We start from the raw sequence: 15,093 nt of genomic DNA on the forward strand, positions 1-15,093 counted from the left end.
CAATGCACCAAATAGGAAAAACAAATGTAAAATTCTCACATATTGGAGGTGTCCGGATTGGCTAACATTAAATCAGCTAAGAAAAGAATCTTAGTAACACAGACAAAGACTGCAAGGAACAAATCTATCAAATCTGCAGTGAAAACAGCTATGAAAAAAGTTGAGGCTGCTGTGGAGGCTAAGAATAAAGAGGAAGCACAGGCTGCATTGACTGCTGCAATCTCTGCCATCAGCAAAGCTGCAAGTAAAGGCGTATATCACAAAAACAACGCTGCCAGAAAAGTTTCCCGTTTAACCAAGTTGGTAAACACACTGGCTTAAAGTAAAAGCAGGTCATTCCCGTCAGATGACCTGCTTTTTTGCTGCCCAAACCTGCTTTCATCTCTCCTGCTCAGGAAGCTTTGCTGTATTTTACAATAAAAATCTCCACTGCAATTTTTTCATTCATTTTCCCTGTCTTTACGTCCTCCTCCGCCGCCGCCCCGTCCTTTAGGACCTGAATCAGTTTGTCTTTTGTATAATTTCTATTCTGATTCTGATATTTTCCCACGGCAAATTCCGGCACTCCCACCTTTTTTGCGATTTCACTTCTGGGATATCCCTTTCCCGTCAGCTCTTTTACCTCCGCCAGAATCCGAAACTGCCTGGTAATCAAAAACAATATCCGCATGGGGGCCTCCTTTAAAGTTAAAAGGTCATAATACAAATCCAGGGCTTTTTTCTGGTTGTGGGCGGATATGGCATCCACCATGTCAAAAATCTTATTGCTGATTTTCTCCGTCACCACAGCTTTTACATCCTCCGCCTCAATCACATCTTTCTTTAAAGTGTAGCACAGAAGTTTTTCCAGCTCCCTGTCCATATTGCTCATGTCGAACCCTGTCCTTTCAAAAAACATGGAGAGCACAGGCTGGGTAATATTTTTATTTTCCCGCTTGATTCTGCCCAACACCCACCTGGTGAGGACGCTTTCTGTCTGAGGAATAAATTCCACCGCAGAGCCGGACTTTTTCACGGCCTTGTATGTCCTTCCCCGCTTGTCCACCTCCGATTCCACAAAGATAAAACATGTCGTCTCATTTACCTGGGGAAAATATTCCGCCAGGGCGTCGCAGGTGGTTTTAAAAAAGCCGGAATCCTCCACAAGAATCACCCTTTTTTCCGCAAAAAAAGGCAGTGTTTCCGCCAGGTCAATCAGTTCCCCCGGATTGATATCTTTCCCCTGGTAGGCGGAAAAATTCATGGTATCCCCCGGAAGGGTTAGGGCCGCAAGAAGTTTGTCCCGATACTGCCTTTTTAAATACACTTCCTCCCCGTAAAGCAGGTACACTCCAGGGAATTTTTTTTCTTTTATGTTTAAGTCTATGGTTTTCATATGCCATTCTCCAAAATTTTCGGTATGATACATTTGCATCAGGGCTATTTTACCATAAGCCCTTCTCCGATTCTATAAAAATTTTTAATTTTCCCCTTTTCTTTTACCTGTAAAATGTAGTATAATATATTCGATTATGAAAAAAGGAGTTTTTGCAATGACAAATGTATCAGCCATTCAGGCTTTGCAGGCCGCACTGACTGCTTCCGATTCCGTGAGCCAGCAGTCCGATGTTGATTTTTCTTCTTATTTAAAAACAAGCAAGACTTTAGATGAAATTTACACAGAAGCTTCCCAGACCTACGGTGTGTCGGAAGAACTGTTAAAAGCTATGACAAAGCAGGAGTCCAGTTTCCGGACAAACGCCACCAGCCGCAGCGGCGCCCAGGGATTGATGCAGTTAATGCCCGCCACCGCCAGAAGCCTTGGGGTGACGGATTCCTACGACCCCTATCAGAATATTATGGGAGGGGCAAAATATATTAAAAAAATGCTGGACAAATACAACGGTGACGTGTCCCTTGCCCTTGCCGCATACAACGCAGGCAGCAATAATGTGGACAAGTACGGCGGGATTCCCCCTTTTGCAGAGACGCAGAACTACGTTGCCAAAATTACCCAGTACTTATCCGAAGGGGTGGAGGTTCCTGACAGGGAAACCCACTATATGGTAGGACAGGCCACAGTTGCCACGGATACCGACATTACATATCAGGATTTAAATGATTTTGCCCAGGAAATTTTAACGAATATTTTTTCTTATGAGGATTACATGAAGGTTATCGCCACCCTTGCAGGGAAAGACAATGAAAATGTGACTCTCTCTTTTAATGTAATTTCTGATGAAGAAAATCAGGAAGAAAATGAGGAACCGGTTTCCGACAGCTATAAAGCTTATCAGGATTTAAATACTGCCCCGGCAAAGACATTTCTTGTAAACAACGGAGAAATTGCATAGGTAACAGAAAAGAGGGAGCCCAGGCTCCCCTTTTTGATTCCCCAATCAGTACAGCCCTGAAGCTATTCTCCACTTGTAATCATATCCTCCAGGATTTCTCTTAGTTCCATTGCCGCCCCTTCAATATCCCTCTGGGCAAATACGGCGCTCACCACTGCCGCCCCGTCCATTCCGCATCCCTTTAACTGCCTGATATTTTCCCTGGTAATTCCCCCTATGGCGACCACAGGAATCTCCACGCTGGCACAGATTTCTTTTAATACCTTATGGTCCAGGGGCTTTGCATCCCCTTTTGTACCTGTTTGAAAGACTGCCCCGCTGCCAAGGTAATCCGCCCCCTCCTCCTGGGCCTTTCTTGCCTGCTCCACAGTTCTTGCGGAAACTCCGATAATCTTATCAGGCCCTAAAATCTTTCTTGCCTCTTTTACCCCCATGTCCCCCTGTCCGATATGGACGCCGTCGGCCCCTGATTTCAGGGCAATTTCCACATTGTCATTGATAATGAACGGCACATGGTATAACTGGCAGAGTTTTTTTACCTCTGCGGCCTCTTTTAAAAATTCTTCCTCCGAAAGGGTTTTCTCCCGAAGCTGTAAAAAAGTCACCCCGCCCTTTAAGGCTTTTTCAATCTGTTCATATAAGGTTTCCCCCTTAAGCCAGCTTCTGTCTGTCACTGCATAGAGAAGTAATTGTTCTTTTCTGCAATTCATTTTACTCAATCGGATATCCTTGAACATAATCAGGCAAGGATTCTTTTCATCCCACATTTCTGTCAGCGTAAGAAGTGTGTCAAAACCAATGCTCCTATAGAATCTGCGTGTCCTTTCATATGGTTCGGAATCAACAATATCGCTTAGTGTTTTTACTATCACGTATTTACAGCCGCTTTTTATAAAGTACTCTTCCGAAGTGCGATAAAGCGCTTTTCCTATACCAGTATGCTGATACTCCGGAAGCACTCCGCACACAAATATGTCCCCGGTATGCTGATAATGTATTTTTACGGAGAAAAATCCCACGCACTTACCTGTATCATCTACTGCAGAATAAAAGGGATATTCCTTAACCTCTTCTGCATACTCCTCAAAGGACTGCTTATTTCCAAACCACTGGGGCAGTTTATAAAGAACCTCTCTTGTGTACGCTGATTTCTTTTCCCCGTCATTGACTTCCAAAATCCGGATATGTTCTTCCATCTCTTCCCTCCCTCATAACTCCCTTTATTTCATTTAAGTATAACTCCCCAGTATAAAGAAGTCAATTCATTGTTTTGTGCCACACAAAAATACCAGCCGGAAACTTTCCCGGCCGGTACTTTTTATACTAATTTATCTGTGTATACAATTCTTTGCCCTCCTCTGGCGTATTTGTAGTGGATTCGTAAGGATAGGAGCCGTCATTTTCTCTTGTGATTTTCACATAGTGGGTAACTTCCCCGTCTAGAATGGCTACCCGGCACACACCCTTTTCGTCAAACAATTCTGTGATATCTTTTGACTTATCCTTAAGATAAATCCATACACGCCCGGCATTATCCCTGTCTACCTGGGGCGTATCGCTGTATTCATCCATAATGTCCTTTGCAGAGAGTTTTTCTTCATTTCCATTTTCATCAATGGCCACGCCTCCCCCTCCCCAGACAACTTCTGTCCCTTCATTGTTGCAGGAAAAAGTATAGCCATTTTCGTCGGCGTTATCTTTCACGCTTACAGTTATTTTTTGGCCTTTTATCCATGTGGAAAATATTTGCTGGATTCCCCCGATATCCGCCGCATAGGCAGTGGCGGAGCCGCCGATGATAATACATGCTGCAAAAGCTGCAATTGCAAGGTTCATTTTGTGTTTTCTTTTCATATTTGCCATGTTTTCTACCTCCAAAGAAATGTCCCGGGAGGTCTGAAGTACCGAAAACGCCTCTTTATATTTTTCTTTATTCGTCATGGTCCCATTCCTCCTGTAATGATTCTTTCAGCAGCTTTCTCCCTCGTGACAGCCGGGTTTTTACATTGCTCTCGCTGATTCTTAAAATTCCGGCAATTTCTTTTACCCCGTAATCCTCATAATAAAACAGATGAATGGCCGTTCTGTACTTTTCCGGGAGTTTCATCACCGTTTCAAAGAGATTTTGGGATTTTGGCGTCTCAAAAGCAAGGGTTTCCATATACTCTTCCAAAGGCACTTTATTTTTTCTCCAGAAGGTATGGTTTACATTTTTCGCTTTATTGATCGCCACCCGAATCAGCCATGCACGGATATGCTGCTGGCTTTCAAATTGATTTTTGCTCATGTGATACTGAATAAAGGTTTCCTGGACAACATCCTCCGCATCCTGTGCATTTTTGCATATGCTAAAGGCTGCCGCATAGATGTTGTTCTGGTATAAACCTATCAGCTCCTGTACTGGTTCTCTCATAGTTTTCTGGGCGCTCCTTTATAACTTGTTTGTAAAGGCCTTTCACTAATGATACAGTTGGGAAGGGGAAAAGGTGACAAAATTTAGAAATTAATTGAATTAATTTTAAAAGAAAAAAGCCCTGAATCATCAAGGCTTTTAAAAGCTGGCAACGGGAATCGGACCCACTATCAATGTGCCATTTCCCCAGTAAAATCAAGGGTTTCAGCAATTTTGCTTTGATTACTTTTGATTACTTGGTAATCATTTCTAAAAAACTTCATTAAAATTAGTTTTTGCCAGTTTAAAAACCTTTTATGTTGCTTTAAATTCTGGAATACTGCTAATAATCTGACTTTTTGTTTCTATATTTCTGCGATTTCTGTGATAGTGATTTTCTGTACAAGAGATATCTGTATGTCCCATCTGTTCCATAATAAGACGACGATCTATATTATGATCTAATAATATAGTACCATATGTTTTACGAATCTTATGTGGAGACTTCTTGTATATTTCAAGTTTTTGACAATTTCTTTCTAACCTTCTTCTGATACAGTTGGTAGTCATTCTGTCTCCCTTATCATTTGTAAAGACATATTCTCCAAATGGATTCAATGTCTTTATCTTAGAACATAGCCATACATAGTCATCAGGTATTACTACTGTTCTGACACCTGCCTCACTCTTTGGAAACTCTTTGACCGAATATACATATTTTCCATCTTCTCCAAGATATCTGGTTTCTGTCCGGCGAATTTTAAAAGTATTTCCATCAAAGACATCATGTTTGAGTGCAACAAGTTCACCTACTCTTATTCCTGTAGCAAACATTAACAAAATCCCAATATTTTTACTATCAAGATTTTCTTTTAAATAATTAATCATTGAAGACATCTCTTCATCGTTGAAAACTTCTTCATAATCTTCCTTTATCGTTTTTTTAAAATCTGTTTCAGAAGTATCCAAATCTTGTAGCATTTCTTCTACATTGAATGATATAAGTTTTCGCTTTTTTGCTCTTTTTAACATTCCACGTGTGATAGTTTTTAGATTTGAAAATGATTTTGCTGTTAATTCTTTTTCTGCAATTTGTTCTTCTAAAAACTCTTCATATTCCTCTTCACAAACAGATTTTATTTTTCTGTTTCCAAATTCATTATAATGCCTGTAAAAAATTTGTTTGTTTCTCAAATGGGTAGCCATTGATATCTTTTTTAGTTCTAATCTTCTATCATTCCATTCATGAAACACTTCTGATATGCAAGGATTGTCAATTTCTGATTTCCAGTATTCGATAACATCGTTTTCAATAGCTTCTCTTGTTATTCTTTTTTTTAATATCCTTCCTCTCTTCTTATCTGGTATATAAGTATACCATTTCCCATCTTTTCCTTCCCATATTTTATATGGATGTTTCTCTAATAATTCCTTTCTTTTTTTCATTTTAATTTGCTCTTGCACGTATGATACATTAATCATACCATTCTCAACAGCATATTTCAATAATTCATTATCCATCAAATACCAAAATAGGTTGGATAAAAAAATACTCCAACCCATCCTTTCTATGTAATTGTTATTTGTTTGACAAGAGACATTACAGCTAATAAAATTAATACTATCGGGGAAATATACACGATTATAAAAGCTATAATATAAACAAATATACATATAGTCATTGCTACAACTGTAGTGAAAAACTCATATAAATCCTTCCAAGTGATTTTATTATAAGTTTTATCCCATAATTTGTACTGCTTTATATAATCATGTCTTATTTTGTTACAAGATTTATCACAAGAAAATAATTCTCCACAATTCCAATTTCTATATTTATGTTTGTCATGATGCTTCCAGATAGGAGGATAACAGCATTCTGCATTACATTTGTGCTTTTCCTGTATTTTTTCAATATCATCAAAAAATTTCTCATTTAATTCATTTAGAAAAATATACTTGTTTTCAACAATACTATCTTGTCCCAGTACTTCCAAATCCTCCATCCCCTCGCTCTGTACCTAATAAGTCATCCGTTTCAACAAATTCAGGTACTATGAAATCTGTAAAAATAACCTGTGCAATTCTTTCTCCCGGAGAAATTTTTTGTTCACTGTTTGAATCATTATGTATTGGTATAAACCATTCACCTCTATAGTCACTGTCAATAACAGCAGTGCCCTGGCATACTACTAAACTTCGTTTAGTTGCCATACCACTTCTTGAATATACTAAGGCAACTGTTCTATCTAGCATTTCTGTGGCAAAACCTGTTGGAATTTTTACTGTTTCATGAGGCTTGATTTTTATTTCTTCTTCAATGCAAGCAAATATATCACTTCCTGCCGCTTCTTTACTTCCTCTTGTTGGTATTGTTACATTTTGTCTTATTTTCTTTATTTTTACTTCCATATGTTTTTTCCTCCATAATTTCTAATCGTTTAAGTTCTATTTGTATCTTTTCATTAATTTGATTAACCATATTACTATAATTACCATATTTTACACAATAAAATGGCGCATATTTATTTCTGGTGCTATAGTCATAAACATCAATGTTTACTCTTCCACTTTGTAACACGATTGATAATTCACATTCTAATGTACATGTATCTCCATATCTATATACTGGGAATCGATACGTGTATAGATCAATCTCATTATTGCTGAATATTCTATTGCGTCTAAATCCATTTGATTGTAACCATTCTTTTGATACATTTTCTTTTATATACATGTTTTCTACTAAATCGCTCACAATTTATTCTTCTCCTTTATTTTCTTTATAATCACATGGAATACATTGTCCGAAATAATATGTTTTGTCTTTTACATTGCAGTACACCTTTACTCTTGCCTTATCCTCTTCGTTAATTGTTGAGTGAATGCATTGTTCACATTCGCTTGTTATAATCATGTTTGCCATAGTACTATCCCACCTTTTTGTAATGATTGTTTTACATCAATGAGCCTTTGATTTTGGCTTCCTCTATAAGAAAGTGATATATTGCGTTGCGAATCAACGTATCTTCCATCTACAATTACATCGCACATTGATGCTATATTTATCCGTTTATTATGATTAATAACAGATTTATAAGTAAATTGTTTAATAATATCCTCATTATCTCTATCAAATATAATACTACCGTATTCACTGTCTACAGATATTACTTTATATCCCGTATAAAGCCATATAGATTTTTGTGGACTTGAAAGACGGATTTCATTGACTAAATAAAGAGTTTTGTCCAAATTATTTTCTGATAATGGATCATTTTCTATATAATCATTAATTACAATTCTTTCGTCATTACTCTTTAACATATAATCCACAATGACATTCACCACCTTCTTGTTCCCTAAACTCTTTACACATACACTTTGTATCATCTGTTTTTTCAATTTTGCATGGACAATAACCGCCATTCTCTTTTATCTTTTCTCTAATTTCTTGTACTAATTCCTTATCTTCAGACAACTTAATTGACATATCAACTTATCCTTTCTGCATACTGGTTGTCAGATGCTAAATAAATTCCTAATACTTCATCAAAATGTTTTTCATGATTTAGAATATATCTGCCAAACTTAACGATCAAATTAGGGAACATCTTTAGTTTATCTATATATTCTTCAATTTCTTCTTTATAATATCCTGTATAAATCACAATATCATCTTGTGTTGACACTCTTAAATATGCTATCAATCCGTATAAGTCATCCCACGTATCAAATGGTTCAAGTCCTCCGCATACTACTGAAGATGTTATTGGATTATTTATATATCTGTTCACTATTGTCTTAAATCTAATATCTTTTATTGGAGAAGAAGCAAGTGCGCTGTTTTGACACACTTGCATTCCACATTCTTTATCACATTTCCAAGAACACGATGGAAAACCTATAAACATCGAAGGTTTCTTGTAGTTTATAAAATCTTCATCTAACAACTGCTTAATTATCATTAGACTTCACCTTTCATATCTGCATAGGAATACCATTGGCGTGTATTGAATTCTCGTTTCCGATCCTTAGAATACGACCTTACAGGTTCCAGAAAACCTACAATTCTTTGATATGTGTCCATTACACCATGTCCACATTCAGGACAAATATCAGTTCCTACAAACCCATGATGATTGTCACATTCGTTAATTCTTGTATTAAAAGCAAAATAAATCACGCCAGACTCAGCAATTTTATTCAACATATCCCATGCCATATCTGTATTAGGAAAATTATGCTCTAAGTTGATATGTGCGATTGCTCCACCAGAGCATTTAGTATCAAGAATAGAACTCAACCTTAACTTTTCTTGTACTGTACATTTTTCTGAAAGAGGTATCCATTGGTTAGAATAGATAAACTTATCCTTCTTCTCATATAATAAATTATCTTTCTGGCACAAAATAACCGCTGCTCTTTCTGCTGGAACAGATTCGACATTGTAACTAAATTCATCTGTAAAATGGTCTTTTACATCATTCAAGACCTCAAAAATTTTAGATGCAAAATCAATTCCCTGTTCTGTGTAATATACATTTCCAAAATCATCTCTCTGCGTGTATCCAAATGCCTCAATAACTTCATACAATCCCAAAATGCCGCAAGTGCAATATTGCTTATCCATTTCGATGCCACCATCACAGTAGTTAGGTAATAATCCCTTTTCGACATTCCTTGAAATAATATGACGGATAACATCAAGTGACTTGCAACACAGTTCAGTTCTTTTCCTTAATAAATTTAGATATTTCTTTTCGTTAAAATCTGTCTCATATGCAATTCTCATAAGATTAATCGTATTAACTTTGACTGAGCCAATAGATAATGCTGTACCACCAATAGAATTGATGAAACCATCAAGCTTCGATGTATCTGAGAGTAAACGACAGCAATTACTAAGAACACCAACATTGTCACTCATAAAAAAGTTGCTATCATTCCAAGTTGTGTTATGATCTGAACACCATCTTGCAAATTCTTTATCTTGAAATTCTCCATCTTTATAAAGTAATGAATATGTAAGTACAGGGAATGTAAACATATTACTGCTACGGATATCAGATACTACTTCCATGAATATTTTCTGATGTTTAATCAGTTCATCAATATAATCAATCGCAAAACTTCCATCAGGAAATTCTACACCACCAAATAATGCTTCAAGATAATGTCTATCAAAAATTGATACATTTACAAAAGCTGACTGATCCACTCTTAAAAATGGCTGATTCAATCTGTAAATAAATTTTTGAAATGACTGTCTGATGTAATAATCTTTATCTCGCAAGAAATATCCTTCATCACAATCTTTCTTCCAAAAGTAGAACGTCCATAATAATACATTCGGTAAACCACACGCTCCTGAACTTCTATTACTCATAAAAGACACAAATTCGATTACATCATCTAAGAATGTTGTTAAATGACCCGGTGATTTATTGTTGTAGTCTTCCAAGAAAAACAGGCCTTCTTTTGCAAGTCTGGTTAGATCGTAAGCGTAACAGTAGGGTTTATATGTCGCACTTGGAGCATCATGCAAATAGAACCCACCATTATATTCTGTTTCCAACCATTCTTTTGCTGTCCTTAATCCATACTTCTTTTTTAGTTCGTAGAAAATCTTATTAAATGCAAATAATTTATCTTCTGACTTTCCTTTTTCACCTAACATGCTACAAATATCTTTATGATGTGCATTTGCATTTCCATCAATAGTAACGTCTGCAACATTTTTATCTACAAATCCGTCTATAAAATCAGAAAAATTAAGTTGTGACTCATTGAAACCATTCAAAATTTCGAAATCCTCACCATATTTTGCATCAATTGTAGATAATGCTCTCTCAAAATCTTTGTTCATTTTAATAGGAATATTCATGTACCTTATCAGTCCTCCCTAATTGTTATTAATCCAATCACTTGCTGTTTTGAAATCCATACTCACACCATCCACTTCAAGAATTGGCACAGATAAATAACCTTTTTCTTTCATAGTCTCAATATCATTTACTTCTTCATATGATATATTTTTCTGTTTTAACTTTTTCTCTAATACACTGCATTTAGGACAGTGCGTAGAATACAAAATTACTGTCAATAACCATTCCCCTCCTCACATCGTTAATAAAGCACATCCCAAAATAATAATTCCAATACCTACAACTGCTTTCCAGTCAATCTCAAATTTCCAAAGACCATCCCATAAATTAATCTTCATATAATTTCACCTACTTTCTCATCCTTTGAAACAGGCATCTCAACTTTTAAAATTTCTAGTCAACGCATGTAATTTTTATCTAATGTCTCGTATTTTTCAATGATACTTTCATTATTTTTACTGCCTGTTTGCCCTATTCTACCGCCAATAGTTCCAACAACATATTTATTTCTTCTACTGTAAAACCCATATCTTATAATTCTGTATATATCCAAAACATTTTTTTTATTTCTTCGCTGCAAAACGCTTCATCAACTGTACACCCGTTATTGTTACAGTATTCATCAACGAATTTTCTAAAATTTGAATTATATCTGTATTCATTTTTCATTAAATTTGTCATGTCCTACCTCTTCAAATTTCCATTACCGCCATCACGCAAATTTAATGCCCAATGTGTTACAGAATCATTAAAATTTGCGTGTGTAACGACTCTTTGTGTATTACTAATTATATATTCTTCATCGCCAAGCATAGCTGTGATGAAACCGACTGGTTTACTTAACAGTTCTTTGGCTAATGCATGGCTCGTACTAATTACTTCTAAAATTTCTAATATCTCATTTCGCTTTAATTGTACCTATCTACATAATATCTGTAGATGTAATCTATTGCACGTTTCATAGCATCTTTGCCAATCTCGAATCTATCAATCTGCTCAATCTTCCAAGGATGAATATTTTTTACTTCTGAATCATCATCAATAAATCCAATAACAGGTTTACCACTGATAAACGCATATAAAATTTCATCGCTTGTTCCAAGTGAACTATGTAAATCTCTAAGGTTGCATAATACTATATCTGCTTCTCTAACCATTCTTAAATCAAATCGCATAACTTCTGTTTCAGAATGGTGATAGTTCTTACCTATCTCATAAAAATCTGTTGGCGATACAAGTGATATATCTTCATAAAGTTGCTTTACATATTTCTTTGCATCTTCTCTCCACTTTTTAGGATAGTCGTGCTGATCCGTATTAAAATAACAACTCATAGCACCTGCAAGGTAAATTGTTTTATTCACTATCAATAACCTCCTGAACAAAATCTTTTGCTTTACCATTCAATTCTTCTTTTGTGCCACTATTATCAATAATGAAGTCATAGTTATAATTAAATACATTTTCATCTGCCATATTAGAAGTAATATGTTTTACTGAATTTCTAATGATTAATAATGTCTTTGCATCAAATTCTTTTACTGCTCTGGCAATTTCTTTCGGCTCTCTGATATGTAAGAATAGAAATCTACTTTCTTCGTCTTTCATAAATTCAGCAACTTTACTTTTCATACTTTCAAATGGCATATCACAATATTCACTTGTTAAAATTTTCAAATCAGATAGAAATTTTCTATCTTTTTCGGACTTTTTACCATTCCATCCTATTTCTCTAGCTATCTCTTTTACTTTATCAACAGAAGAAAAATTAATTACTGTATGAAATTTTTTAAACAAATCATTTAATTCTGTAGATACAAATTCTACAAATGTATCTTTACCAACTCCTCCAGAACCATTAATTATAAAAATCTGTTTATCCAAATGCTACCTCCTGTATTTATATCATGAAATAATCTTTTCAAAGCCATGATGTGTTGCCAGTTCGTTTTCGATTGTGGACTTCCCTGATCCGGAAGCCCCTAGTAAGACAATAATCATATATGTATCTTCTCCATTCTCTTATATGTGCAAAAATTATATTCAATATTGGAATAAGTTTCCTTTTCACTTTCATATATAATTTCCCACTTTGTATTATTATCAAGATTTGGGAAAAAAGAATCTGCTTCAAAATTACTATATATTTTAGTCACATAAGCAGTATCACATTTATCTAACAGTTGCTTATAAATTGATTCTCCACCGATAACATAAATATCCTTAGTCTCATATTTTTTCAATTCGTCATATAAATCATCCAAACAATTTAATACAACTGCATTACAAACTTGATAATTAATATCATTAGTTAATATAATATTTAATCTGCCTTTTAATGGTAGTCCATTCGGAAAACTCTCAAAAGTCTTACGACCCATAACAACAGTCTTGCCAAATGTTGAATCTTTGAAAAATCTTTGATCTTTTGGAATACGAATTAGTAATTCGTTTTTATTTCCAATTGCCCAATTTTTATCTACTGCTACAATTAAATTCATAATATTTTCCTTATATTCCTAATTCAAATTTTAACTGAGGTTTATTTGACTCATATCCTTTCAAAACAAAGTCATCAACAGTAATAGAATAAAAATCTTTTTTATCTGGATTTAGTTCTAATATTGGATGACAGTCGATTGGTTCTCTCTTTAACATTTCTAATGCATTATCTACATGCCTGTCATAGATTTGCTGGTTAGCAATAAAGTGTGTAAACACCCCTGGTTTATATCCACAATGTCTTGCTACCATCATCATTAACGCCACATATTGCATCTGATTTATGTTACCTGCTGTCAACCAATCAGAACTGCGCTGATACATAATCATATCAATATATTCTCCACGAACTAAGAACTGTGTCTGATAGCAACATGGTTTTAATCCATGAGGTCTATTAAAATCTTCTTTCTGCCATAAATTAATAATGTGCCTTCTTCCATATGGATCATTAACAATTTCATCTAAAATAGGTTTTACAAGATTATGCTTTCTTACTGTTTCTCCATAACATGAGCCGATTGTTCTGTCGCCAATATCCCATGAGTCCCACCAGTCAACATTATACTTATCTCTAAGCAAATCAAGATTATTGCTCTCATCCTGATATATCCAAAGAATTTCACCAATAGCTTTCTTAAAATAAATTGGTCTTAATGTAGTAATTGGAAACTCATTTTTGCTAATATCATATGTATGAACCACGCTATTTACTGATAAGGTATGTGCTGGTGTTCCATCCTCATAATGTGGTCTTGGATTTACATCTTTATATCCATCATTTAAAATATGGCTTATAGATTTAATCATATATTTATCTGCTTTTATCATTCTACTTTTACACCTCAAACTTTCTCATATCTTCAATAAACGATGAAATAACACTTTTATTATAAAAATTGTTCCATATGTTCATTAAACCTTGCAATTTCAGCACGATCATCACTAATAATTCTAATTGTTACTGGCTTTGATAAATCTATGGTATAAATTCCAAGTGTTGATTTTGCATCTATCACATATCTATCTCTTAAAATATCAATATCACTGTTAAATTTATTCGCTTCATTCGTAAATTCTCTTACCTTTTCAAAATCATTTAAATTTAATGTTAATTCTGTATTCATTTTTTATTCTCCTTGTTTTAAAATATTTTTATCATATACAATCAATGAATTCACAGGGCTGTCCCATCCCACATTACATGAAGAAATATCGCCATCACGTTTTATATCTGATTCCAAAAAATTAATATCAACGATAAATTCTGATACACAACCATTCTCTGCTGTTGTAATATTATCTTCCAATGTGTCATTTGGTGATTTTATATCTCCTACTATGCACTGTATTATATTTCCATTCTCTAATATCAAGTCTATATATGTTCCAACATCTACATTAAACGCACTGCCTACAGCAACGCAATATCTATCGCCTACTTGTCTAATCCCAAAATTCCCAGTATGGGCTAAACTAATCTGAAGCTCATATTGCATTGAAGAGATATCTGTAATTGCTGTATATGGCATAAATGATTTAAAGCCATTATTTGTTGGGAAATTATACATTACACTTTTACAAGTTTCATTTGAAATATATTTCTTACTAATATATGCAATATCATTTTTTGAATCATTATTATGATATTTGCAGAATACGATTTCCCAATTATCGTTATAATCACATATTAAAATTTCACTGTTAAATGGAATTATATATAATATTTCTGCTTCCAAATTAGGCTCACTTCTCATATTTAAATTATCAGTAGTATATGCTATATAACATTGATTACTTCTATTTTCTTTAACATGCAATACTTCACGAATATCATTTGTTACACCTGCATATGCACCACTATTTTCTTCTCCATATGCTGAAATATTAGGCAAACTTAAACAAACTATCATTGCTAATAGAAAAATCTTTATTATCTTATACATTTATTTTCCTACAAATTTTGAATTCTATTTGA

Annotated in this window: 23 protein-coding genes and 1 pseudogene; 2 read left to right on the forward strand and 22 right to left on the reverse strand. The window is 34.7% G+C overall.

Features of this window, described 5'->3' with window-relative positions:
- Positions 1–57 precede the first annotated feature (57 nt).
- Positions 58–321 carry a 30S ribosomal protein S20 gene (rpsT, locus tag D7Y06_RS00130; RefSeq protein ID WP_120405808.1) on the forward strand — a complete coding sequence of 88 codons (264 nt, stop codon included), beginning with the start codon at positions 58–60 and terminating at the stop codon, positions 319–321.
- Positions 322–391: 70 nt separating this feature from the next.
- Here rpsT and holA read toward each other — a convergent pair whose 3' ends face one another.
- Positions 392–1,375 carry a DNA polymerase III subunit delta gene (gene holA, locus D7Y06_RS00135; RefSeq protein ID WP_120405809.1) on the reverse strand — a complete coding sequence of 328 codons (984 nt, stop codon included), beginning with the start codon at positions 1,373–1,375 and terminating at the stop codon, positions 392–394.
- A 157-nt stretch (positions 1,376–1,532) separates the two neighbouring features.
- Between holA and D7Y06_RS27780 the strand changes: the two genes are divergently transcribed.
- Entirely contained in the window at positions 1,533–2,333 is an 801-nt protein-coding gene (locus tag D7Y06_RS27780; RefSeq protein WP_305793766.1) for a lytic transglycosylase domain-containing protein, read from the forward strand.
- Between the two features lie 62 nt (positions 2,334–2,395).
- Here D7Y06_RS27780 and thiE read toward each other — a convergent pair whose 3' ends face one another.
- The 21 genes and pseudogenes from thiE to D7Y06_RS00230 all read right to left on the reverse strand — a co-directional run bounded on the left by thiE (position 2,396) and on the right by D7Y06_RS00230 (position 15,061).
- Complete coding sequence (thiE, locus tag D7Y06_RS28150; RefSeq protein ID WP_243119029.1) at positions 2,396–3,043, reverse strand: thiamine phosphate synthase; 648 nt, start codon at positions 3,041–3,043, stop codon at positions 2,396–2,398.
- A gap of 84 nt (positions 3,044–3,127) precedes the next feature.
- A pseudogene (locus D7Y06_RS28155) lies at positions 3,128–3,529 on the reverse strand (GNAT family N-acetyltransferase); the annotation flags it as partial.
- A 127-nt stretch (positions 3,530–3,656) separates the two neighbouring features.
- Complete coding sequence (locus D7Y06_RS00150; RefSeq protein WP_120405812.1) at positions 3,657–4,274, reverse strand: hypothetical protein; 618 nt, start codon at positions 4,272–4,274, stop codon at positions 3,657–3,659.
- On the reverse strand, positions 4,264–4,746 hold the full coding sequence (locus D7Y06_RS00155) for an RNA polymerase sigma factor (protein WP_120405813.1): 483 nt from the start codon (positions 4,744–4,746) through the stop codon (positions 4,264–4,266). Before D7Y06_RS00155 ends, D7Y06_RS00150 begins: the two co-directional genes overlap by 11 nt.
- A gap of 294 nt (positions 4,747–5,040) precedes the next feature.
- Positions 5,041–6,171 (reverse strand): tyrosine-type recombinase/integrase, encoded by a 1,131-nt coding sequence (locus tag D7Y06_RS00160; RefSeq protein WP_243119022.1) that lies wholly within the window; start codon positions 6,169–6,171, stop codon positions 5,041–5,043.
- Positions 6,172–6,293: 122 nt separating this feature from the next.
- Positions 6,294–6,722, reverse strand: coding sequence for a hypothetical protein (locus D7Y06_RS00165; protein WP_120405814.1), 429 nt, complete (start codon positions 6,720–6,722; stop codon positions 6,294–6,296).
- Positions 6,700–7,137, reverse strand: coding sequence for a dUTP diphosphatase (gene dut, locus D7Y06_RS00170; RefSeq protein ID WP_120405815.1), 438 nt, complete (start codon positions 7,135–7,137; stop codon positions 6,700–6,702). Before dut ends, D7Y06_RS00165 begins: the two co-directional genes overlap by 23 nt.
- The gene (locus D7Y06_RS00175) at positions 7,079–7,483 is read right to left on the reverse strand and encodes a hypothetical protein (RefSeq protein ID WP_120405816.1); all 405 of its coding nucleotides are present in this window, start codon (positions 7,481–7,483) and stop codon (positions 7,079–7,081) included. The genes dut and D7Y06_RS00175 overlap by 59 nt, the downstream gene beginning before the upstream one ends.
- A 3-nt stretch (positions 7,484–7,486) precedes the next feature.
- Positions 7,487–7,651, reverse strand: a complete 165-nt coding sequence (locus D7Y06_RS26410) for a hypothetical protein (protein WP_199714585.1) — start codon at positions 7,649–7,651, stop codon at positions 7,487–7,489.
- A complete protein-coding gene (locus tag D7Y06_RS00180) occupies positions 7,639–8,052 on the reverse strand; it encodes a 4Fe-4S cluster-binding domain-containing protein (RefSeq protein ID WP_243119030.1) in 414 nt (137 codons plus the stop codon). Before D7Y06_RS00180 ends, D7Y06_RS26410 begins: the two co-directional genes overlap by 13 nt.
- Positions 8,039–8,218 (reverse strand): ferredoxin-thioredoxin reductase catalytic domain-containing protein, encoded by a 180-nt coding sequence (locus tag D7Y06_RS00185; protein ID WP_120405818.1) that lies wholly within the window; start codon positions 8,216–8,218, stop codon positions 8,039–8,041. The genes D7Y06_RS00180 and D7Y06_RS00185 overlap by 14 nt, the downstream gene beginning before the upstream one ends.
- A gap of 1 nt (position 8,219) precedes the next feature.
- Positions 8,220–8,693: a hypothetical protein gene (locus D7Y06_RS00190; protein ID WP_120405819.1), complete on the reverse strand. Its 474-nt coding sequence runs from the start codon at positions 8,691–8,693 to the stop codon at positions 8,220–8,222.
- A complete protein-coding gene (locus D7Y06_RS00195) occupies positions 8,693–10,612 on the reverse strand; it encodes an anaerobic ribonucleoside-triphosphate reductase (protein WP_120405820.1) in 1,920 nt (639 codons plus the stop codon). Before D7Y06_RS00195 ends, D7Y06_RS00190 begins: the two co-directional genes overlap by 1 nt.
- Positions 10,613–10,630: 18 nt before the next feature.
- Positions 10,631–10,831 (reverse strand): glutaredoxin family protein, encoded by a 201-nt coding sequence (locus tag D7Y06_RS00200; RefSeq protein WP_120405821.1) that lies wholly within the window; start codon positions 10,829–10,831, stop codon positions 10,631–10,633.
- 179 nt (positions 10,832–11,010) lie between these two features.
- A complete protein-coding gene (locus D7Y06_RS25720; RefSeq protein WP_158591162.1) occupies positions 11,011–11,193 on the reverse strand; it encodes a hypothetical protein in 183 nt (60 codons plus the stop codon).
- A 328-nt stretch (positions 11,194–11,521) separates the two neighbouring features.
- Positions 11,522–11,977 carry a nucleoside 2-deoxyribosyltransferase gene (locus tag D7Y06_RS00205; protein ID WP_158591163.1) on the reverse strand — a complete coding sequence of 152 codons (456 nt, stop codon included), beginning with the start codon at positions 11,975–11,977 and terminating at the stop codon, positions 11,522–11,524.
- The gene (locus D7Y06_RS00210) at positions 11,970–12,497 is read right to left on the reverse strand and encodes a hypothetical protein (RefSeq protein ID WP_120405823.1); all 528 of its coding nucleotides are present in this window, start codon (positions 12,495–12,497) and stop codon (positions 11,970–11,972) included. Before D7Y06_RS00210 ends, D7Y06_RS00205 begins: the two co-directional genes overlap by 8 nt.
- A gap of 113 nt (positions 12,498–12,610) precedes the next feature.
- Positions 12,611–13,114 carry a dihydrofolate reductase gene (locus tag D7Y06_RS00215; RefSeq protein ID WP_120405824.1) on the reverse strand — a complete coding sequence of 168 codons (504 nt, stop codon included), beginning with the start codon at positions 13,112–13,114 and terminating at the stop codon, positions 12,611–12,613.
- A 10-nt stretch (positions 13,115–13,124) separates the two neighbouring features.
- The gene (locus D7Y06_RS00220) at positions 13,125–13,946 is read right to left on the reverse strand and encodes a thymidylate synthase (protein ID WP_120405825.1); all 822 of its coding nucleotides are present in this window, start codon (positions 13,944–13,946) and stop codon (positions 13,125–13,127) included.
- Positions 13,947–14,005: 59 nt separating this feature from the next.
- Positions 14,006–14,242, reverse strand: a complete 237-nt coding sequence (locus D7Y06_RS00225; protein ID WP_120405826.1) for an HPr family phosphocarrier protein — start codon at positions 14,240–14,242, stop codon at positions 14,006–14,008.
- 3 nt (positions 14,243–14,245) lie between these two features.
- The gene (locus tag D7Y06_RS00230; protein WP_120405827.1) at positions 14,246–15,061 is read right to left on the reverse strand and encodes an SH3 domain-containing protein; all 816 of its coding nucleotides are present in this window, start codon (positions 15,059–15,061) and stop codon (positions 14,246–14,248) included.
- Between the last annotated feature and the right edge of the window lie 32 nt (positions 15,062–15,093).

The organism is Roseburia sp. 1XD42-69 (assembly GCF_003612565.1).
Lineage (GTDB): Bacteria > Bacillota > Clostridia > Lachnospirales > Lachnospiraceae > Roseburia_B.